The organism is Rhizobium sp. O111 (genome assembly GCF_055616315.1).
Genome location: NZ_JBSHXL010000005.1, coordinates 33,525 through 52,538, shown reverse-complemented (window position 1 = coordinate 52,538; position 19,014 = coordinate 33,525). Strand labels below are relative to the sequence as shown.

The following is a 19,014-nucleotide window of genomic DNA, read 5'->3' as shown; positions in this document are numbered from 1 at the left end:
TCTCCTTTCAGGTGTTAAAGGCAATGACGAGCGGCTTTGCGAAGAGTTTTACCCAGGCGGTAGTCGCGGCGCGCTGTATGGCAATGATCGACGTGCCTTCGGTCCACCAGCCGTTTCCGACGGCGAGGATGGCGTCCGGATCGTGCAGCATCGACTGCAGGACCGGCCAAACGATCAGTTGCTCGTAGCAGATCAGTGGTGCGGCCCGGCCGGCACCGATAGTGACGATTGGGTTCGCGAAGAAATCCGCCCGGGCGCCGCCGCTCTCCCCAAACCAGGATCGCCATGGCTGCCACATCGAGCCGGGAACCGGCATGCGTTCGCGATAAAGGATGCGGCGACCCTTGCCGTCGATCGAGACGAGGACATTGTCGTAGCCGTCTGCGTCGACTACCACGGCGCCGGCGATGACGGTGGCATCGCCATCGGCAAGTGCGCCCGTCCATAGACGCTCCACGGTCGGCGTCCAGAAGCCGAGCGCACTTTCTGGCAACACCACAAAGCGGGTGCCATCGCCGGCAGCGTCGCGCACCGTTGCGATCAGGTCATGCTGGCGTCGAAGACCGGTGTCGCGGCCAAGCGAAGCGCCCATTTCCAGATCGACGCCGCGCCAGGCTTCCGGTAGTCTCGGGTCGGTCCAGATTGCGGCGGACCATAGCCAAAAGCCGGTCAAGGCGATGGCGACAGCTGGCCATATGCGGGTTACGAGGCCCGCAAGGCCAGCTGTCATCCAGCCCAGTCCCCACCATCCCCATCCCGGAAACAAAACTCCAGCGGCCGTGACAGGATGCGCCCAGCCCGTGATGCCGAACGGCGGGACGGCCATGATGACGGCCGCAAGGAGATAGCGGAACGGACGAATGCCGGCGATCCCGGTCCACAGGACCGTATGCACGGCGACGAAGCTCGAGGACGCGCACAGCCAGAGGAGCAGCCCCGGCCAGATATCAGACGAATAGAAGGCAGCGACGCCTTGCGGCAGGCCACGAGATGCGGCCAGAAAATAGCTGGCCGAGACAAGGGCCGCGACCGCCCTCGTTTGCGCCATCGACCAAAGAACGGGAAACGCCAGGGCGACGGGCAGAAGCAACGCGTGGCCGCTCCAGCCCACCACGCCGATCGCGATCGAAGCGACTATCAGCTGCGTCGCCCGAAGAAACTCACGGCGCATAGGTGAGGATCTCCTGCGCTAGGCCGAGAATGCCTGAAGCGGGCACCGGACCGAAGTACCGGGAGTCGAAGGAGCCCGGGAACGCCGAATGCAGGAAGAGATGTCCTGGCGGAACGATGCCACTCGGAAACGGCGCCAGCGGCCGCCCCTTTCCGTCTCGTGGCGCGAGGCTGGAAGAGGCAACCACCCGCCCATCGACAATCACGCTGGCGCCGATTTCGACATGCTGGCCTGCGACGGCGATCACCGTCTTGATCAACGGGGCGACGCCACCCGGGCAGGAACCGGAACGGAGATAGTCGCGCGCTCGCGCCTCCCGCATTTCCGCGGTTGCCGGTGGGCAAACGAACACTAGGTCACTGACAGCAACGGGGCGACCGAGCGGAACGATACGCCACAGGCCGAGTGGCTCGCTCGGGGTCAGATTGATGCGATAACCGCCGGCGAGGGCAGTCGCCACCAGCACGATAGCGGCCAACGTCGTGGCCGAGAGGATCACGGCCGCTCGTCGTTGTTGCGCGGTTATCGCCTGGCGCGCTCTAGCTGCCGCCGTCATTTCAGGGAGAGCCCTTGGCTCTTCGTCTGGCGCAGTGTCTCAGCCTGCTTAAGCGCCTCCGTCGTTCGTTCATGAGCGGCAAGCTGCTGGACCGTCCGCATGGAATTCCACGCAGACTGGACCTCAGCCTTCTGGCCAGCCGTCATGCCCGCTGTAACGGTCTCGAAGGCCTTGCCGTTGGTGTCTTTCGCGGCGAGAGGCAGGAAGGTCCGTTCTCCGAAACGCTCGGACACAGCCTTCGCGAAACCTTCGAGTTCAGCTTTCACCATTTTGTCGGCCAACGCATATTCAAGGCCGGCAGGGAGATCGTTGCGATCGATGGCATCGCGGACGCGTTCGAGCATCTGCTTGGCCGCTGGCGAGAGCGCAGGGATGTCGACCGAAACCTTGAGCCGGACCGCGCGCTCCTCCGTCTCATGCTTCAATTCGGCCTCGGCCCGCTCACGAAGATAGCGTTCAAGATTGCGGCCAAGTGCCGGGACATTGGCGATGGCTTTTTCCCGGTCCTGCTTCTCGGCACGGCTGGCAAGAAGACCGGGCTTGCCCTTTAGCGTACCGAAACTTTCGGGGGCGTCGGCGACCTTCGCGAGAGTGGACTTCGCGACCGATTGGTCCTTGACCATCGCGTCGACATTGATTGCCTTGAAGGCAGCCTCCGGCTGCGCGTAGACGAGGTGGAAGCGGGTCGAGACGTCCTCCCATTGTTTCTTGAGGCCGGGGTCGGCGGCGAGCTTGTCCTCGACAGCCTGCTCGAACGATTTAGGGAAGGTGGTGATGCCTGACACCATGGGCTTGGCCTCCTTGATCGGGTTCTGGATTGGGGAGTTTTTGAAGTTGCCGACGAAACCGAGTTTCGTTGCAATTGCGGCAAGACGGGCGCCGAGGCCGACCAGCTTCTGTTTCTGCCGAATGGTCCATTCCAGGCGATCGCGCGCGACCGCCCGGGCGACATTCATGAGGTGCAGGCCCCGGGCTTCCGCGAAGCGCAGCGCCTGGCGATAGAACGACGCCTGCTCGTAATCGAGGGTCGTCTCCTTGGCGTTTCGGCGCGATAGGATCGGGATGAGGCCGCCGGATTTCGCGAAGGAGCGACTGCCGTAGTAGACGGCGAGATCTTCACGATGGCGGGTCATCGCGACGTAGGTCAGATGCCGGTCGAGCGACAGTGACGCAAGCACCTTCACCCGGTCGACGGTCGCCCCCTGGCTCTTGTGGATCGTCGTGGCATAACCGTGATCGAGATTGTTGTAGAAGCGCTGCTCGATAGTAACCTGACGGCGGTGCTCTCCTTCACCAACCTCGGCGACGACCCGGCCAGGAGCGGCTTTGAGCACCTTTGCGAGCATGCCGTTCTTAACGCCGAGGCTGCCCTCGTTCTTGAGGAACACGATCTGATCTCCCGGCGCAAATTTGCGGTGTCCGTCCTCCGTCTTGAATGCAAATCCTTCTGCGACGACACCGCGTTCGACCAACTTGGCGCGCGCCATATCGTTGAGCATTCGCACATCACGGCGAAGGTGCGCGAGGATCAGGCTGGTCTTCGAGGGGTCGTAGTCGCGGTCCCACGCTGCGATCAGGCTCTCGACCGCCTCGTCCTTCAGTCTCAAGCCAATCATTCGACCATGAGCGGTATAGGCGTCGACAGCCTTGCGGATATTGCCACGAGCGAGATCGAGCGAGGCATCGCGCATCCATTGCTGGCGCTGACGGTAGATCGTTTCGAGTTCGGCATAGCCGATGCGAGCGGCAATGGCGCGAAAGGCGGCACCCGCTTCGATCGGCTGGAGTTGTTCGGGATCGCCGACGAGGACAAGTTTGGCGCCGGCCTTGGTCACCGTCTCGACCAACAGCGCCATCTGCCGTGACGACACCATGCCGGCCTCGTCGAGTACGATGACAGTCTTGTTGTCGAGCTGGTTGCGACCCTGGTTCCAGCGAAGCTCCCACGACGACAGCGTGCGCGATGGGATGCCCGCTTCCTTCTCCAATCCCTCGGCTGCTTTGCCGGCCAGTGCTATGCCGACCACACGATAGCCGGCTGCTTCCCACGCCTCACGGGCAGCCTTCATCATCGTCGTCTTGCCGGCGCCGGCACGACCAATCACGGCGGCGATCCTCTCTCCGCCGGCGACATGTTCGATCGCCGTCCGCTGCTCATCCGATAGACGAGAATGGCGTGCAAAGGTCGCCTGCAGCACCGCCTCACGGACACCATGGGAGGCGCGAGCGGAAAGCCAGATAGCGCGGTTGGCCATCTCGGCTTCAAGCCGGATCATCTCCCGGGTCGTGTATTTCGCCAGCTCTCGGACCCCGGTCGCAAGATTCATTCGCTCGCGCTCGAGCCTGAGCGCTTCCGGGCTCTGCAGAATCCTCACCATCAGGCTTTGGAAGAGACGGGCATCGTCGATATAGCGATACAACACCTTCGCAACATCACGTTCGTCGAAGACGCTCTTCTCCCGCGTGATCAGCTCAAGCACGATCTCGGGGCGGCGCTGGATGCGGCGTGCATTCTCGCTACGACGAGCTTCCTGAAGCTCGATGCGTTCGAGTTTGGGAGGCGCGGTCTCCTGCTTCCCGTCGGATTGCTCGGCCTTGCGCTCGATGGCTTTGGCGCCGACGCCGAGGTGAATGGTCGGCTCGAGGTCGATACCCTGCTTTTCGAAGGAGCGGCCATCGATGCGAATATCGAGGCCGGCGAGCGCCAGATGTTTGTTCTGGCAGGCAAACCAGCCGTCGCGGAAAGCGTTGAAGTCCTCAGTGCTACCGGCCCACAGGTCATAGACGATCTTGCCTGCATCATTGCGGATCGGTTTGCCGTCCCGACCGAGCACAGCGACCTTCTTCGAACCGAACCCATCTTCGGTGAGCGGCCGCAATGTCGTCATCAGGTGGACATGCGGATTGCCGGGGGCGTCGTGATAGACCCAGTCGGCGACCATCCCCTTCGCCGTGATGTGCCTCTCCACAAAGTCGCGCATGAGAGCGATATTCTGCTCGGATGTCAGCTCGAGCGGCAGGGCAATGGTGACATCCTTGGCGAGCTGCGCATCGGATCGCTTCTCGAATGCCTCCACCTTGTTCCAGAAGGCTTCGGATGCTCCCGCGACTGAGCGATCTGCAATCATGCTGCGCACCCATTCGGGCGAGTCTGCCGGAATCACAAACTCTTCGTGCAACAGCCCCAGCTTGCGGGTGTAATCGATCGTTCGCGCTTCCCGCTCGTATTCCATTTTCGCGCAGTGCCGGTAGGCCGCCGACAGGACAGCGCTGCGGCCGGAGCCGCGGGCGACGACGCTGACGGAGAAATGGGGGACGGCCACGGCGGAGTTCTTTCCCGGTTGCAAACGAAATCAACGGGTTCGTCGGGAGCGGGAGGCCGGACCAAGCAAGGGCGTCGCGTGAGCGACGTATAATTGCGCCCTTGGAAGCCGCTCCTTCGGAACGGCCGGGATCATTCACCAAAGAATCGCCCTTGGCGATTGTAGGATTCACAGTAGTGCGTTCCGCACTCCGTTCGGAAAGACTGGCTTCGAAAGACAAGCTTTCTCAGCCATGGAGACGATCGGACATGAAAAAACCTGCCTCGAAAATCCGCGACGAAATCGCCAAGTTGCAGGAGCAGCTCAAGGTCGCCGAGACAAGAGAAGCCGAGCGGATCGGCCGGATCGCGCTCAAGGCCGGCCTTGGCGAGATCGAGATTGAGGAAGGGGAGCTGCAGGCCGCTTTCGAGGAAGTGGCGACGCGGTTTCGCGGAGGCCAAGGGGGAGGGAAGGGCGCTACGAACGGAGGGAAAAAGGGTGCCGGCGATAGCAGCGGCGCAACGTCGACGCCGGCGGACTCCTCTGGTGCGGGCGCGGGCAGCACTGGCGAGGCTTGAGCGTATGGCGAGGACGATGACATCCGACGCCCGCAAGAAGGAAACGCGGGAAAAGATCGAGCTCGGCGGCCTGATCGTCAAGGCCGGGCTGCGTTACGAGAAGCGCGCGCTGTTGCTGGGCGCGCTGATCGATGTCGCCCGCCGAATCAAGGGTGATGAGGGCGAGCGATCCAGGCTCACGGCAATCGGCGCGGAGGCCTTTGGCAATGACGATCAATAGGATTGCGCTCGTCGTCGGGCCGGCGGCGCTGATGATCCTGGTCGTCATCGGGATGACGGGGATCGAGCAGTGGATTTCCGGCTTCGGGAAGACCGAGGCCGCACGCTTGGCATGGGGGCGTGCGGGCATCGCGCTGCCCTATGTCGCCAGCGCGGCGATCGGTATCGTGTTCTTGTTCGCAAGTGCCGGCGCGATCAGCATCAAGCAGGCAGGCTGGGGCGTCGTTGCGGGATGCAGTGGAACGATCCTGATCGCGGCTACCCGCGAAACCATACGCCTTGCCGCTTTCACGAAGACGCTGCCAACCGGCAAGACGGTCTTCGCCTATCTCGATCCGGCAACGTCGATTGGAGTAGGCGCAGCGTTCATGTGTGCCTGCTTCGCACTCCGCGTTGCGTTCATCGGCAATGCGGCATTCGCAAGGGCCGAGCCAAAGCGCATTCAGGGCAAGAGGGCACTGCATGGCGAAGCCGACTGGATGAAGCCGCCAGAGGCGGCGAAGCTGTTTTCCGATTCCGGCGGCATCGTCATCGGCGAGCGCTATCGGGTCGACAAGGACAGCGTCGCGGCATTGGCATTTCGAGCCGATAGCGCGGAGACCTGGGGCGCCGGCGGCAAGTCGCCGTTGCTGTGCTTCGATGGCTCATTCGGCTCGTCGCACGGGATCGTCTTTGCGGGGTCCGGTGGTTTCAAGACGACGTCGGTGACCATCCCGACGGCACTCAAATGGGGCGGCACGCTGATCGTGCTCGATCCGTCGAACGAGGTCGCCCCGATGGTCTCCGCGCATCGCGGCGGAGCGGGAAGGGACGTGTTCGTCCTCGACCCGAGGAAGTCGGACATGGGCTTCAACGTGCTGGACTGGGTCGGCCGTTTCGGCGGAACGAAGGAAGAGGATATTGCCTCTGTCGCATCGTGGATCATGAGCGACAGCGGCGGCGCGCGCGGTGTCCGTGACGACTTCTTTCGCGCGTCAGCCCTGCAGTTGCTCACCGCGCTCATCGCCGATGTCTGCCTGTCCGGTCACATGGACGAGAAGGACCAGACGCTTCGCCGGGTGCGCATGAACCTGTCGGAGCCGGAACCGACCTTGCGCAAGCGCCTGCAGGACATCTACGACAATTCGGGTTCGGATTTCGTGAAGGAGAACGTCGCTGCCTTCGTCAATATGACGCCGGAAACCTTCTCCGGCGTCTATGCCAATGCGGTCAAGGAAACGCATTGGCTTTCCTATCCGAATTATGCCGCCCTGGTGTCCGGACGGAAATTCTCGACCAGCGACATCGCCGCGGGAAATACCGACGTCTTCATCAACATCGACCTCAAGACGTTGGAGACTCATTCCGGTCTTGCGCGTGTCGTCATCGGCTCGCTTCTCAACGCGATCTATAATCGCGACGGAAAGCTTGAAGGGCGCGCGCTGTTTCTTCTCGATGAGGTCGCCCGCCTCGGTTACATGCGGATCCTCGAGACTGCGCGCGACGCCGGCCGCAAATACGGAATCACGCTGACGATGATCTATCAGTCGATCGGCCAGATGCGCGAAACCTATGGCGGCCGCGACGCGGCAAGCAAGTGGTTCGAGAGTGCCAGCTGGATCTCGTTCGCCGCAATTAACGATCCCGAGACCGCCGACTACATCTCGAAACGTTGCGGCATGACCACGGTCGAGATCGACCAGGTCAGCCGCAGTTCCCAGGCAAGGGGATCATCGCGAACACGCTCGAAGCAGCTTGCCGCCAGACCGCTTATCCAGCCGCATGAGGTTCTGCGCATGCGGGCCGACGAGCAGATCGTGTTCACGGCCGGCAATGCACCGCTCAGATGCGGGCGCGCCATCTGGTTCCGGCGCAACGATATGAGAGCCTGCGTCGGCGAGAACCGGTTTCATTCGATGGGCGGAAGGGAGAAGGAAGGTTCGAATTCGGCGTCTGCGGTAAACGCCTATGAAACCAAACCGGCTGTAACCTCTGCCGCCGAAGAGGAATGAAAAGCTTGGCGCAAAAGAACGTCATCCCGTTCAGGAAAAATCGGAAGGTCGCCAACGACCGTCCCGGCATTAATGACTCGCGATCGACGCCGCGTCGTCATGGTCACGATCGCGGCCGAGGCTTTCCGACCGCGATTGTCTGGGCCGTGGTGATCGGCGCCGCGGGCTGGCTCTATCTTGATCGCAATGGCCATCTCGACATCGCTGCGGCTTTCGTCAAAGCGCCTGCGCAAGACAGCCAATCGGCGTCGTTCGTGATCTGCGGCGACAGCCATCGCACGAACTGCGTCGTCGACGGCGACACCTTCTGGTTCGAGGGCAAGAAAATCCGCATCGCCGACATCGATACGCCCGAACTCAGCCCGCCCCGCTGCGAAGCTGAACGGATCAAAGGTGAAGCGGCAAAGTCGCGACTACTAACGCTGCTCAACGCCGGAAAGTTTTCGCTGTCGGCCGGCTTCCGCGACGAGGACAAGTATGGACGTAAACTTCGAACCGTATCGCGTGCGGGCAATTCTCTGGGCGATGTTTTGATCAAGGAAGGCCTTGCCCGGCCATGGGATGGCGCGCGACATGGCTGGTGCCAGGGGAAATGACAACCATCATCATCGTCCGCTGTCAGGAGAGAGAGATGGGGCTTGGGATCATAGCCGGCTCGGCTGGTCGATCCGGCAGGAACGGCTCAAGCGAAAGGCAAAGACCAGAGGCGGTAAGCCGCCTCTGGTCTGGGCTTCAATCGCCCGGGTCGAAAGGCTCCTTGTCCTCAAGGCCGATGTGCCATCGTTTGTCGGACCACCGGGAGGGGAGGTAGATCTCATCACCACCGAAGTGCGCGATGATGATCTTTCCGGGCTCGTGGAACAAACCGAAATCGACCTTGTTGTCGATGGCCCAAAGCAGCGCCGCAGACAGAAACTCGCGCGAGATATCGGCGGGAAGGTGCACTTCAGCATCGAAACTGCTGCGCAGATGTTCAAGCCCGGTCGGCTGCTGATCCGCAAGTTTCCGCTCTTCGCTAACCGGCTGTGTGATGTGATGCTGTGTCATCAGGGTCTCCTTTTCGTTTTCTGGCGAAAAGTGTCCGCACCGAAGTCCGTGAGGGGTCAGGGACCGCTGAACGCGGCCGCCGTGCGGCGAGCGGAGGAACCGACTTTCTCTGTGCCGCTTGCGGTGCGGGGAAAATTGGAGGGGCCGCGATGTCATTGACGCCGGAACGGCGGGTGCAAGATAGGACGTCAGAGAGAGATAGGACCGCGTCCTGAAAAGGACGCGACCGCTTGCCAGCTCTGATGGCCAAAAGACCTTCAGTCAGTGCACCTTCAGCTCCGCTCAGAACTCTTCCCAGGTCTGCTTGACGGCGGCGTTGCCGGAAAAGGCCTTGGCGACGGCGCCGACGATCCGGCGCGCGGGCGATGCGACCGGCCGGCTGGATGGGCTCGCCTCGGTGAGGGACGCCGGCCGGCGCATGGCTTCGCCAAACTGGAACTGGCTGATCAGGTCGCGAAGCCGTCCTGCTTCACCGGCAAGGGTCGCGCTCGCCGCATTGCTCTCCTCGACCATGGCCGCATTCTGCTGCGTGACCTGATCCATCTGGTTGACGGCGGTATTCACCTCCGCGAGACCGACCGATTGTTCCCGGGCCGATGTCGCGATCGAGTCCATATGCTGGTTGACGGTGACGATGTAGCCCTCGATGGTTTTCAGGGCAGTCCCGGTCTCGCTGACGAGCTTCACGCCATTCTCCACCTCGACGGAGGAGTTGCGGATCAGCTCCTTGATCTCTCTGGCGGCCTTGGCGGAGCGTTGCGCGAGTTCACGCACTTCCTGTGCAACAACCGCGAAGCCTTTGCCGGCCTCGCCGGCACGGGCCGCTTCGACGCCGGCATTGAGCGCAAGTAGATTGGTCTGGAACGCGATTTCGTCGATGACGCCGATGATGTTGGAGACCTGCTTCGACGATTGCTCGATCTTCTCCATGGCGTCGACAGCACTCGCCACCACTTGGCCGGATTGGGAGGCACTGGTATTGGCCTGGGCGGCGATCCTGCGGGCTTCGTCGGCCCGCTTGGAAGAATTGGCGACATTCACGGTGATCTGGTCGAGCGCCGCCGCCGTTTCTTCCAGCGACGCGGCCTGCTGCTCGGTGCGCTTGGAGAGATCATCGGCGCTGATGCTAACCTCGCGGCTGCCGCTATCGATGGCGTTGGCCGCGTCGGCGACGGAGCGCAGCGTCTCGGCAAGCTGGCCGGCCGCGCCATTGAAATCGGCGCGCAGCGTCTCGAATTCATCCGCGAAGGGCTCGGAGAGACGGAACGTCAAATCACCCGCAGAAAGGTGCTTGAGCCCTTTGCCGAGACCTTGGGTGGCTTGGGCCATGGCTTCTGCCCGGAGGCGATCGCTTTCAGCCTTACGGCGACGATCGTCTTCCGTCAGGTTTCGCTGTTCTTCCGCTTCCTGCTCGAGGCGAATATTGGCGACCGCATTGGCGCGGAACACTTCGACAGCGCCGGCCATGTCCGTTATCTCGTCGCGACCGGACATGGGAACCTGAGTGGAATGATCACCGGAGGCGATACGGCCCATGACCGTCGCAAGCCTGATCAGCCGCCGCGTCACGAAACGCCGGACGTAGAACAGGGCGGCAAGCGCGGCTGCAATCACCAGAAAGCTCGTTGCCGCATTGACGGCGACAGTCTGCTGGGTCATCCCCCGAGACAATTCCGCAGCATTTCGGGCGGCCTGCTTTTCCTTCGCCGCGATCAATTTGACGTCGACGCCAAGGATGATGGAGGTCACCGTCAGATCATTCAGCATATCTGCGATCTGACCGTTGACCTTGGCCTGGGCGGATCGAAGCGCAAACAGGCCTTCAGGACCTCCACCCTCATTCTGGAGAGCCGTGACAAGCTGTTGCATCGCAGCACTACCGCCTGAAGCTTTCAGCCGCGCGAGGATGCTGTCAATCTCCTTGCCAGTCGCATCATATTGATCCTTGACTGCGGCCAGTTCGGTGTCTGACGCATCCGGTATCGCCGATATCAGTGTCGATATCTCGGCGGCCGCCATCTGGAGATCGGTCAGGGCACGCGATCGCTCGATACTGCTGTCCACCGCTCCGACCTGCGCGTTGCGGAGCATTGACGCCAGGGACTTGTAACGGGACAGAGCGCGAGCCACGCCCTCCTGCATGCGGAATTTCGCCTTGATCCGGTCGGAAGATATGGCTGTCAGCTGATTGAGCTTTGGTTCGAGGCTTTGGCTCGTCTTCTCGACCGAATCGAGCAGTTCCGGCGCCACGCCAAGGTCGCGCAAAGCCGTCAGTCGACCGCTTTGACCGGCGAGGATGGCTTCCAGGCGCTTCGAACTTGCGTCGAGCGAAGCGAGATCCGGCTCATAGACGAGATTGGGCGCCTCTGCGAGAAGGATGGCGCTTTCTTGCGCGAAGGCGAGGGATTCGGTGACGGTTGGGAGGGTTCGATCGCCGAGTTCCTTGACGATGCCGGAACTTTTCATCGAATACCAGGACGAGGAGGCGCCGGCGATGGCGGCGAGGGCAGCAATGCCGACAAATGCCGCCGTCAAGCGTCCGGCGATCCCGAAATTACGTCGGTCGTTGGATTTCGCTGTTGCTGGTGTCATCGAAGACGGCTCCTTGGATTCGGGGCGACAGTGGGCGCTTTGATCACGCCACGCTCGCTGGGGTGGTTCGAATAGTTTCGTGATGACATCGACTTCTGACGTTCATCGAGCCGCGGTAACGCGGGGCAGGCATTTGTCTTACTTGCCGTACAGGGCCTTAAGATCGGTGTCGGTCAGGCTGCTTGGCATCCAGAACTTCTCCGACAGGTCAGCGCGGTAATTCGCCTTTGCCTTCTGGATGTCCCAGCCGTCGGGCTCATAGACATAGCGTTTGTGAATGGCTTTGCCATCGAGCAGCGCGACGGCAGCGCGAACAGCTGCGGCCCCTTGTTCCGGCCCGTATTCGGTGGCGATGGCATCAACCCCGCTGTCGATCCATTTCTGGAGAAATCCGTTGTTCACCTCACCGGTGATCGGCGGAACCTTCGCGCCATATTGCTGGAAGACATCCATGCAGGCGCGGCTCATGTCGGCGCCCGATGACCAGATGCCGTCGACCTTCGGGTTTTCGAGATAGAAGGTCTCGCAAACCTTGTGGCCGTAATCATACGACCAGAGACCGGCATCTTCGGCCACGATCTTGATATCGGTGCCCTTGATGGCTTCGAGCAGGCCCTTGTAGCGGTTGATGTCTTCGGGATGAGTCGGCAGTCCGCGCAGGACCCAGATATTGCCCTTGCCTCCGAGTTCCTTGACCAGGAACTCTCCCGAGACCTTTCCGAAGTTCTCGCCGCCGCCTTGAATATCGACGGTGAATTTGTCGGTTTTGGTAAGGCCCGTATGGACGATGACGGGAATGCCGGCATTGACCGCTTTTTCGATACCAGCATCTGCGGAGGTCGGAGAGACCGGTGTCACGATGATGGCATCGACCTTCTGGGCGATCAGCTCATCGATATCGGCGATCTGCTTGGCCTGGCTGAGATTGGCGTCGAGCAGCACGAACTGAGAAATGCGCGGATCACTCTTGGCAGCGGCTTGCGATTCAGCGGCCATTTGGGCAGCCCATGTGTTGGCGTTGACGCCAAAGTGGCTCATCCCGATTTTCCAGGGGCTCGCCTTCTTGAATTTTTCTGCGGGTATTGTGTCCTTGTCACCAGGGCGGGCTACCACCCCGTTCATCAAGTCTATGTCTTGCGCTCTTGCGCTGTGGCCAAGGAGGAGTGCTGCTCCCAAGAGGAGAGCATATTGTTTTTGTTTTGCGAACCCAAGCACGGTCTGTCCCCTCACGTATGGCCACGATGGCGACGATCGTCACCCACTCGAAAAACTTCAGTCATCGGATGCATATCGGATAGTGCTGCCGCGATAGTCGCCAGCTGCGGAACCGTCGCCCGCTTCGCGACTGGCTACCTGCGCCGTTCCTCCGCTCCGGCCTTTGATCTCGGCTTGGTAGGCGAGAATTGCCTTCTGCGTACGTTCAGCTTGCCGCAGGACGCCAAGCAGGCTCTCCGTCGCCTTGAGAAAGCGGCCGCCTTCTTCTTCCATCTGGTCGATCAGTGCACGTTGTTCGGTGCTGAGGCTGCGCTCCAAGGGGAAGTCGATAATTTCTGCCATGTCTCTGACTTTCTCTCATTGCGCTGCAGTGCCTGATCCGCAGGTGCTTTGCCTAGTTGAACCTGATTGCAATAATAATTATTCAGAGAGAATGAAAATTAAATTAAAGTTTGAATGAAGTCGTCGGATCCACTCTCGGATGACTTGCACGGCCATGTCCGGAGCGCTCGGGATACTGCAACTGATCGCGCGAGGTTGGCCCTGTGCCATCCGCGAGAGGATCGTCACGCGAATGCGCGGAGACCGACTGGGCTCCGGGAGCCACAGCGACTAGAGCCGTGCGGCTGCGCCGACTCGCCCAGACAATCGCTCAGGTTTTGAGAAACATCACCGCAATGAATCGGTTGGCCTCGAACGATTCAAAACTGTCGTTGGACGCTCGGGCACGGATCGGCGACTCTGCGAACATGGTCACGCAACCTTACCAGCTCTACATCGAGCGAACCGACACGGCGAAGAACATGGCCCGCTTTTACGCCATGCAGATTTCCATATCGCTTTTCGGGGAAACCTGCCTGACGCGACGCTGGGGGCGGATCGGGACCTCTGGACAAATGATGGTGCACCATTTCGGGCGGGAGGAAGAAGCGGTCAGACTGTTCCTCGACCTGACGCGGCAGAAGCGAGCTCGCGGCTATCGACCGAGGACTTTTGCCCAGCGTCCTCTCAGCTGACCAACGATGACGCCCGAGCCGGAACGAAGGAAAAGGGCCGCCGAGGGCGGCCATGGCGCGTCATTCGCGCCTATTCCAGTCGGTCTCGAAGTTGAGCTCGATCTCGACGAAGAACGGAATCTTGATCGCGAGCTTCAGCCCGAGCTTTCCCTTGCGGAAGAAGTGACAGATCACTCTCCCGAGATTACCGAGCCGGCGGCCGGTGGCTGCAAGGAACTTTGCGAGTTGTTGCATGGTAGGTTCTCCTTTCGAATTGCTGATATCGCGGGGATCGAAAGCAGACCTCGGAGGAGGGCCGCACCGGAACGGTCGAAGCGCGAGCGGAGAACCTGGAGCCGCCTGAATTTTGACTGGGCGAGGAGCCGCATGCGGTGGGGAAAATTCTGGTGGCGCAAGGTTGCGGCGTGACGCGAGGACTGCAACATCCCCTGACGTAGATGACAGCTGTGTCGAAAGGAGAGATGCGATGGCGCGGTTGTTCCTCGGGCGGAAAGCGCTGGAATCGGAGACGGTGATCGCCGACGAAGCTCGGCTCTGAAATGAGAAGAGAAGCCGCCTCAGAAGGGCGGCTCGGCCTTGATGGTGCCGACCTGCTCGGCCAGTTGCACGGCGAGCTCGGCCCGTGCAAGTTCAAGCTCGCCCTCGATCTGGCGGCGCTCGGCCGCGTCGCATGCGTTGTTCAGCTCGGCCCGCAGTTCTTCGATGTGCTGTTCGATCGTCATGATCTCATCTCCTTGAGTTCGTGAAAGACGAGCTCGCAGGGCGGGACGGGATGGCGGGGTCAGGGATCGCGATAGCGACCGCCGGAGGCGGCGAGTGGGGGAGCCGAATTTCTGGATCGGGCCGCAGGACCGGGCCTGAAATTTGGGGGTTAACCGCTCGTCCTTGATGCCGTCGGCCCGGCCCGGCACCATCAGGAAATCTGAGCGGCTATCCCCGTTTCCGCATGGCACCAAAAAGCCGGAACCTGGCTCGATGCCTGGTGCCGGCTTCTCACTTTGGCGGGAGAGGCTCCGCCGGATCGGCGGAGCCTCGAGAACCTCAGTCGCGGTTGGGGCGTGACCAGATCAGCTGCAGGCCATCTTCGCCTTCGACTTCGGCCAGCGTTGCGTAGATCGGGGCGGGGAAGCTCGGGTCGTCGAGCTTGACCGAGAGATAGTCGCGGCCCTGCTCGGAGGTCTTCTGCCAGGCGGCGCCGAGCTCGACGTTGCCGGCGTAGATGCGGAAGTGCGGCCCCTTGTCGGAGGGGTTTTCGACGCGGGCGATGCGGGCCTTGACGTTGAGGGCGAGGGTGCGGATCGAGCCGGAGAAGCCGTTTTCGGTGGAGGTGAAGGTGCCGATGGTAGCCATTGTCCAAGTTCCTTTTGCTGTTTCGGGCCGCTCCATTGCGGCCTCGATGGCTGTCGCAAGGACCGGGGACGATCGGACCGCACCCAGAGGGCCGAAATGAAATGGAGGGCGGCCGGGAGCAACTTTGTTGTCGCGCGAGGAATGGCGACGAAGTCGGCAGGGGAAGAAAGTTTCGAATGGCCGTTGCGGGAGGACGATCGAGGCGACGCCGCTCTCCGGTCAGACATGCCTCATCGAGCCCGCAAATGGAGCGCCGCTAACGTCAGGTAAAGGGACGGGACAATGGCTCCCCTGAAGGGCAACGGCAATAGGCGAAAACGGTGTCGTGGCAATCCACATCGGCAAACGTCCAGGGACGCCGTCCGACTGCATCAGGCTATCCGGAAATGGAGGCCGGAAATCCGTAGCTGTTGTCGGGCAGCTCGGAGCTCACGGCCATGTCGAGAGAATTGTCTGCACGGCGAAAGACCTCGTAGGTGATCCTGTCGACGATTTCATTGTTTTCTCCGAAGACCAGCACGCGTGGCTTGAGCTTGATGATGTCATCGATTTCGCAAAAGACGCTGGACGCGATGATAATCTCATCGCCTTGCTGGCACGTGCGAGCGGCCGCACCGTTAAGAATGCAGCACCTGGAGCCCGGATCACCGTAGAGCACGTAAGTGCTGATCCTTGCTCCGGACATCTTGTTCCAGATTTCCACATATTCCAGCGGTTTCAGACCGACCTCCCGGCAGAAGTCCGCATCGATCGTGATCGAGCCGTGGTAGTTCAGCTTTGCGTCGGTCACTCGAATGCCATGCAGCTTCGCGCCCACGTATTTTTCCACAGCCTGCCCCTTCCAGTTGATATCCTCGCATCCTATATTTGTGCGACGCAGCATTCCGCAACAACCCATGTGGCGAAGTGTTTTCCTTACAAACAACCTGGACAGGCGGGGGAGGGTGGGAATCCTTTTGTCGCGAATGGCGACGGCATGCCGTCGAAACCGTCGGTATGAAACTTGGAATGACAGCCTGTTGTGTTCGGTGGCGTGCGCGATATCGTTCAGGCGCGATTCGTCGCCCAGGAGGATTTATGCGTCAGCAGACAAAACCGTTCATCGTCGAGAGGAAGCCGTCTCGCAAACCCAAGTCCGATGCCACGAAGTCATCGATCTGGGGCACGTTGGACCTCACCCTGAACCAGCATCCGCAAACCGAACCAGAGCCAATCAGAGAGACGGCCGTCGGTACTGGCGACCGTCCCTGATTCAAAGCACGCCTATGCCGCCGCCTTGTCGGCACCTTCCGCGGACGGCTGCAGACCGTGAAGATAGCTGACTGCACGCTGCGCATGCGCTGCCGCCTGAAAGATCGCCCACTTGTCATTTGAGAGAACGGTGAGCCACGACTGAAGGTAAGAGGCGTGATCCGGTCGCGGCTCCAGCTCTGGAGCAATCCCGAGGTCCGCGCAGAGAAAGCAGCTGCCGAGTTCGGCAATCAATTCCTCGCGGGCGCGCTCCGTCCGGTCCTTCGCGTAGCGCGACAGATCGCGATCAAGACGATCTTTGGCTCCAACCCAATGAATTTCCTCATGTCCAAGGGTCGCGTAGTAGGACTCCACATCCCGGAAGGTCTCGAACGGCGGCATCTGGATGTGGTCGGTCACCGGCGAATAATATGCCTGCGATCCGCCATGCCGGATGACGGCGCCAGTGTCGCGGAAGAAGCGATCGGCAATCTCGATCCGCTCAATCGGATCGAGGACCGGTGTCGGCCGATGGTAATAGTGGTCCGGCAGACCGTCGATCTGGTCAACGTTGAAGACGAAGTACGCCTTCAGAAAGGGAATTTCCCGATCGACATCGTTGCCGTTGCGGTCGGTCTCCGACTTCGTGAAGCGGCTCGCGAACACGACGGTCGAGCCGGTCTCGCCCTTCCGCACGGCCGATCCCAGTTCAAGGTCGGGTAGCGGGGCAGCGTCGCCGCTGCCCCGCCCCCTCAGAACCGTGCTTGCGAGTTTCCCCGCACACGGCTCAAGCAAACCGCTTGCGATCCCGTACACTCCTCTCCGCAGCAAGAGCCTGGAGATGGCAGTAGAGGTGCATGAGGCGCTGATTATCGAGCGTGCGTTTCCCACCAAGGCGAGGTGCCGTGATGTGGTGAACGCACAGGGCCTCGTCGTTGTGCAGGGTCTCACCGCAGCGGAAGCACATGCCTCCTTGTTCTTTGGCGAGAGCCTGTTGCCGACCGGAAAGCTCGGCATGCTGACGCGATCTTCGCCGCACCCAATAGTCTCGGAGGGCTGGATCATCTGGCGATGCGCCCCCTTTCACAAGGATATGTCGAACGATCGGGGTCCACGCAAACTTGATGAGACGACCGCCGTCTCCGGCAGCATCGCCGAAGACCCAGTAGTCCATTCTCTTGGGGTGTAACTTACCCCAGTATTTGCGCGTGACCCAGTACCATGGCTTTTGCGGATGTGTCTTCCGCGCCCAACGGACCTCTTTGCCAAAGATCCAGCTGTCGAGTTGGGCGAATAGCCGTTTCGATACCACGCTCCGGTAATAATTGCTCCAGCCTCGAATGATCGGGTTTAGCCGAGTAAGGACGGTGACTATGTTCTGACCGTCCAGTCCTCGCCATTCCCGTATCATCCTGGCTTTCAGCGATTTCACCGATTTCCGGGAAGGCTTGATCAACAGCTTCCAGCCCCATCGGGTTTCCGGACTCCGATATTGGCGGATGTTGAAGCCGAGGAAGTCGAACCCATCGGATAGATGCACTATCCGCGTCTTCTCGTCTGAGAGGACAAGGCCCCGCGCTGCCAGCCAGGCGGATAGTTCCACCCGAGCCTGACACGCATCTTCTTCGCTATCGCAGAAGACGACAAAATCGTCTGCGTAGCGGATCAAACACCGCTTGCCGACATTGTCGCCGCGGGTGATGTATTTCACACCAACCGCGGCCTCCATGCCGTGCAGGGCGATGTTGGCGAGCAGAGGACTGATCACGCCACCTTGCGGCGTACCACTATCGCTGTCGTGAAAGACCCCGCGCTCCATGTACCCCGCTTTCAGCCACTGACGAATGAGCTCCTTTGCAGGGAACCCTTCGATGGCGTTGAGCAGGAATTCATGGTCGATGTTATCGAACGCCCCTTTGATGTCAGCATCGAGAACCCATCGGCGGCGGCGCACTGGTGCGGCGACATTGTAGATTCTCGCTATGGCATCGTGGCATCCCCGTCCCGGCCTGAACCCATAGCTGCAAGGCTCGAAGCGTGCCTCCCAGAAGGGTTCGAGCGCGTTTTTCACCCGCGCCTGCAAAGCTCGGTCACGGATGGTTGGGATTCCAAGGGGGCGCAGTTTCCCGCCTGCCTTCGGAATATACACCCTACGCGCTGGCGCTGCTCGCCACGGCTGAACCGACATGAGGCTGTCGGCCAACTCGTTGCGAGCCTCGACGGTCGTCGTGACGATGCCGTCTACGCCAGCAGTGTATTTTCCCTTGTTCTCCTGAGTGACCTGTCGCACGCTTTTCAGCGTGTTTGAGTAACTCCGAAGCATCAGGTTCTGTAAAGAACGCACCTTGGCAAGGTCGTTCTCACGGGACGCCCGGAAGATGCGCTGTCTCAGATTGCGGACGCGCCGATTGACTTGCCGCCAGTTGACGGCATTCCAGTCGGTCTGTCCCTTGGTTCCGTTTGCAGAAGAATTCCGCACCTAACTTTTCCCTCGGTTAGCAATCATCACAACGTCTTCGGGCGGTTCACCAAACCCACGTCAGCAGCCTTTCGGCTTGAGCATTGCTCTATCCGGCAGGTTATGGATTCCCTTGATCTTTCGATCTGCCGGCATTCGCTTCTTGGGTCTTCCTGTTCCCGCTGGGCATTCAGCTTCCCTTGCGGTCGGCCTACCGGCGTTGCCACCGGTTCCCATCGGGGTTTCCGTGTTCCACATGAAGGAGATGCGGTCGGGGCGGGCGCTCTCA

General features: G+C 61.0%; 19 protein-coding genes. 6 read left to right on the top strand and 13 right to left on the bottom strand.

Annotation, left to right across the window (positions count from 1 at the left end):
* Positions 1 to 7: 7 nt before the first annotated feature.
* Genes ACVTFQ_RS33190 through traA form a run of 3 tightly spaced genes read right to left on the bottom strand, consistent with a single transcriptional unit; the run spans position 8 to position 5,050 of the window.
* Positions 8 to 1,171: a conjugal transfer protein TraB gene (locus tag ACVTFQ_RS33190; protein WP_012475992.1), complete on the bottom strand. Its 1,164-nt coding sequence runs from the start codon at positions 1,169 to 1,171 to the stop codon at positions 8 to 10.
* Positions 1,161 to 1,727, bottom strand: coding sequence for a conjugative transfer signal peptidase TraF (gene traF, locus ACVTFQ_RS33185; protein WP_012475991.1), 567 nt, complete (start codon positions 1,725 to 1,727; stop codon positions 1,161 to 1,163). Before traF ends, ACVTFQ_RS33190 begins: the two co-directional genes overlap by 11 nt.
* A complete protein-coding gene (gene traA / locus ACVTFQ_RS33180) occupies positions 1,724 to 5,050 on the bottom strand; it encodes a Ti-type conjugative transfer relaxase TraA (protein WP_012475990.1) in 3,327 nt (1,108 codons plus the stop codon). Before traA ends, traF begins: the two co-directional genes overlap by 4 nt.
* Before the next feature lie 248 nt (positions 5,051 to 5,298).
* Between traA and traC the strand changes: the two genes are divergently transcribed.
* The 4 genes from traC to ACVTFQ_RS33160 all read left to right on the top strand — a co-directional run bounded on the left by traC (position 5,299) and on the right by ACVTFQ_RS33160 (position 8,413).
* Positions 5,299 to 5,607, top strand: a complete 309-nt coding sequence (gene traC, locus ACVTFQ_RS33175) for a conjugal transfer protein TraC (RefSeq protein ID WP_012475989.1) — start codon at positions 5,299 to 5,301, stop codon at positions 5,605 to 5,607.
* 4 nt (positions 5,608 to 5,611) lie between these two features.
* Entirely contained in the window at positions 5,612 to 5,827 is a 216-nt protein-coding gene (gene traD / locus ACVTFQ_RS33170; protein WP_012475988.1) for a type IV conjugative transfer system coupling protein TraD, read from the top strand.
* The gene (gene traG / locus ACVTFQ_RS33165; RefSeq protein WP_012475987.1) at positions 5,814 to 7,817 is read left to right on the top strand and encodes a Ti-type conjugative transfer system protein TraG; all 2,004 of its coding nucleotides are present in this window, start codon (positions 5,814 to 5,816) and stop codon (positions 7,815 to 7,817) included. The genes traD and traG overlap by 14 nt, the downstream gene beginning before the upstream one ends.
* Before the next feature lie 200 nt (positions 7,818 to 8,017).
* On the top strand, positions 8,018 to 8,413 hold the full coding sequence (locus ACVTFQ_RS33160; protein WP_234888144.1) for a thermonuclease family protein: 396 nt from the start codon (positions 8,018 to 8,020) through the stop codon (positions 8,411 to 8,413).
* A 136-nt stretch (positions 8,414 to 8,549) separates the two neighbouring features.
* Here the strand turns inward: ACVTFQ_RS33160 and ACVTFQ_RS33155 are convergent, their stop codons facing one another.
* The 4 genes from ACVTFQ_RS33155 to ACVTFQ_RS33140 all read right to left on the bottom strand — a co-directional run bounded on the left by ACVTFQ_RS33155 (position 8,550) and on the right by ACVTFQ_RS33140 (position 13,013).
* Positions 8,550 to 8,864 carry a hypothetical protein gene (locus ACVTFQ_RS33155; RefSeq protein ID WP_077768127.1) on the bottom strand — a complete coding sequence of 105 codons (315 nt, stop codon included), beginning with the start codon at positions 8,862 to 8,864 and terminating at the stop codon, positions 8,550 to 8,552.
* Between the two features lie 282 nt (positions 8,865 to 9,146).
* Positions 9,147 to 11,456 carry a methyl-accepting chemotaxis protein gene (locus tag ACVTFQ_RS33150; RefSeq protein ID WP_012475985.1) on the bottom strand — a complete coding sequence of 770 codons (2,310 nt, stop codon included), beginning with the start codon at positions 11,454 to 11,456 and terminating at the stop codon, positions 9,147 to 9,149.
* A gap of 138 nt (positions 11,457 to 11,594) precedes the next feature.
* Positions 11,595 to 12,494: a substrate-binding domain-containing protein gene (locus tag ACVTFQ_RS33145; protein ID WP_235675766.1), complete on the bottom strand. Its 900-nt coding sequence runs from the start codon at positions 12,492 to 12,494 to the stop codon at positions 11,595 to 11,597.
* A 234-nt stretch (positions 12,495 to 12,728) separates the two neighbouring features.
* A complete protein-coding gene (locus ACVTFQ_RS33140) occupies positions 12,729 to 13,013 on the bottom strand; it encodes a hypothetical protein (protein WP_077768129.1) in 285 nt (94 codons plus the stop codon).
* A gap of 335 nt (positions 13,014 to 13,348) precedes the next feature.
* Here ACVTFQ_RS33140 and ACVTFQ_RS33135 point away from each other — a divergent pair, with 335 nt between their 5' ends.
* Positions 13,349 to 13,687, top strand: a complete 339-nt coding sequence (locus ACVTFQ_RS33135) for a WGR domain-containing protein (RefSeq protein WP_077768130.1) — start codon at positions 13,349 to 13,351, stop codon at positions 13,685 to 13,687.
* Positions 13,688 to 13,747: 60 nt separating this feature from the next.
* On the opposite strand, the gene ACVTFQ_RS33130 is transcribed toward ACVTFQ_RS33135, so the two are convergent.
* From ACVTFQ_RS33130 to panD, 4 genes are all read right to left on the bottom strand, one after another.
* A complete protein-coding gene (locus ACVTFQ_RS33130) occupies positions 13,748 to 13,921 on the bottom strand; it encodes a hypothetical protein (protein WP_162854302.1) in 174 nt (57 codons plus the stop codon).
* A gap of 323 nt (positions 13,922 to 14,244) precedes the next feature.
* Complete coding sequence (locus ACVTFQ_RS33125) at positions 14,245 to 14,409, bottom strand: hypothetical protein (RefSeq protein ID WP_162854301.1); 165 nt, start codon at positions 14,407 to 14,409, stop codon at positions 14,245 to 14,247.
* A 319-nt stretch (positions 14,410 to 14,728) separates the two neighbouring features.
* Positions 14,729 to 15,037, bottom strand: a complete 309-nt coding sequence (locus ACVTFQ_RS33120) for a DUF736 domain-containing protein (protein ID WP_015084482.1) — start codon at positions 15,035 to 15,037, stop codon at positions 14,729 to 14,731.
* A 376-nt stretch (positions 15,038 to 15,413) separates the two neighbouring features.
* Positions 15,414 to 15,866, bottom strand: a complete 453-nt coding sequence (gene panD, locus ACVTFQ_RS33115; protein ID WP_077768181.1) for an aspartate 1-decarboxylase — start codon at positions 15,864 to 15,866, stop codon at positions 15,414 to 15,416.
* Positions 15,867 to 16,114: 248 nt separating this feature from the next.
* Between panD and ACVTFQ_RS33110 the strand changes: the two genes are divergently transcribed.
* Entirely contained in the window at positions 16,115 to 16,288 is a 174-nt protein-coding gene (locus ACVTFQ_RS33110; protein WP_162854300.1) for a hypothetical protein, read from the top strand.
* 12 nt (positions 16,289 to 16,300) lie between these two features.
* Here ACVTFQ_RS33110 and ACVTFQ_RS33105 read toward each other — a convergent pair whose 3' ends face one another.
* Positions 16,301 to 17,158, bottom strand: coding sequence for an ArdC family protein (locus ACVTFQ_RS33105; protein WP_470424656.1), 858 nt, complete (start codon positions 17,156 to 17,158; stop codon positions 16,301 to 16,303).
* A complete protein-coding gene (ltrA, locus tag ACVTFQ_RS33100) occupies positions 17,055 to 18,746 on the bottom strand; it encodes a group II intron reverse transcriptase/maturase (RefSeq protein WP_113177758.1) in 1,692 nt (563 codons plus the stop codon). Before ltrA ends, ACVTFQ_RS33105 begins: the two co-directional genes overlap by 104 nt.
* Between the last annotated feature and the right edge of the window lie 268 nt (positions 18,747 to 19,014).

What these genes read in the sequence shown, in the direction of transcription:
- ACVTFQ_RS33190 (WP_012475992.1), bottom strand. Translation starts at nt 1,171, where the DNA reads ATGCGCCGTGAGTTTCTTCGGGCGACGCAGCTGATAGTCGCTTCGATC.
- traF (WP_012475991.1), bottom strand. Translation starts at nt 1,727, where the DNA reads ATGACGGCGGCAGCTAGAGCGCGCCAGGCGATAACCGCGCAACAACGA.
- traC (WP_012475989.1), top strand. Translation starts at nt 5,299, where the DNA reads ATGAAAAAACCTGCCTCGAAAATCCGCGACGAAATCGCCAAGTTGCAG.
- traD (WP_012475988.1), top strand. Translation starts at nt 5,612, where the DNA reads ATGGCGAGGACGATGACATCCGACGCCCGCAAGAAGGAAACGCGGGAA.
- traG (WP_012475987.1), top strand. Translation starts at nt 5,814, where the DNA reads ATGACGATCAATAGGATTGCGCTCGTCGTCGGGCCGGCGGCGCTGATG.
- ACVTFQ_RS33155 (WP_077768127.1), bottom strand. Translation starts at nt 8,864, where the DNA reads ATGACACAGCATCACATCACACAGCCGGTTAGCGAAGAGCGGAAACTT.
- ACVTFQ_RS33150 (WP_012475985.1), bottom strand. Translation starts at nt 11,456, where the DNA reads ATGACACCAGCAACAGCGAAATCCAACGACCGACGTAATTTCGGGATC.
- ACVTFQ_RS33145 (WP_235675766.1), bottom strand. Translation starts at nt 12,494, where the DNA reads ATGAGCCACTTTGGCGTCAACGCCAACACATGGGCTGCCCAAATGGCC.
- ACVTFQ_RS33140 (WP_077768129.1), bottom strand. Translation starts at nt 13,013, where the DNA reads ATGGCAGAAATTATCGACTTCCCCTTGGAGCGCAGCCTCAGCACCGAA.
- ACVTFQ_RS33135 (WP_077768130.1), top strand. Translation starts at nt 13,349, where the DNA reads ATGAATCGGTTGGCCTCGAACGATTCAAAACTGTCGTTGGACGCTCGG.
- ACVTFQ_RS33130 (WP_162854302.1), bottom strand. Translation starts at nt 13,921, where the DNA reads ATGCAACAACTCGCAAAGTTCCTTGCAGCCACCGGCCGCCGGCTCGGT.
- ACVTFQ_RS33125 (WP_162854301.1), bottom strand. Translation starts at nt 14,409, where the DNA reads ATGACGATCGAACAGCACATCGAAGAACTGCGGGCCGAGCTGAACAAC.
- ACVTFQ_RS33120 (WP_015084482.1), bottom strand. Translation starts at nt 15,037, where the DNA reads ATGGCTACCATCGGCACCTTCACCTCCACCGAAAACGGCTTCTCCGGC.
- ACVTFQ_RS33110 (WP_162854300.1), top strand. Translation starts at nt 16,115, where the DNA reads ATGCGTCAGCAGACAAAACCGTTCATCGTCGAGAGGAAGCCGTCTCGC.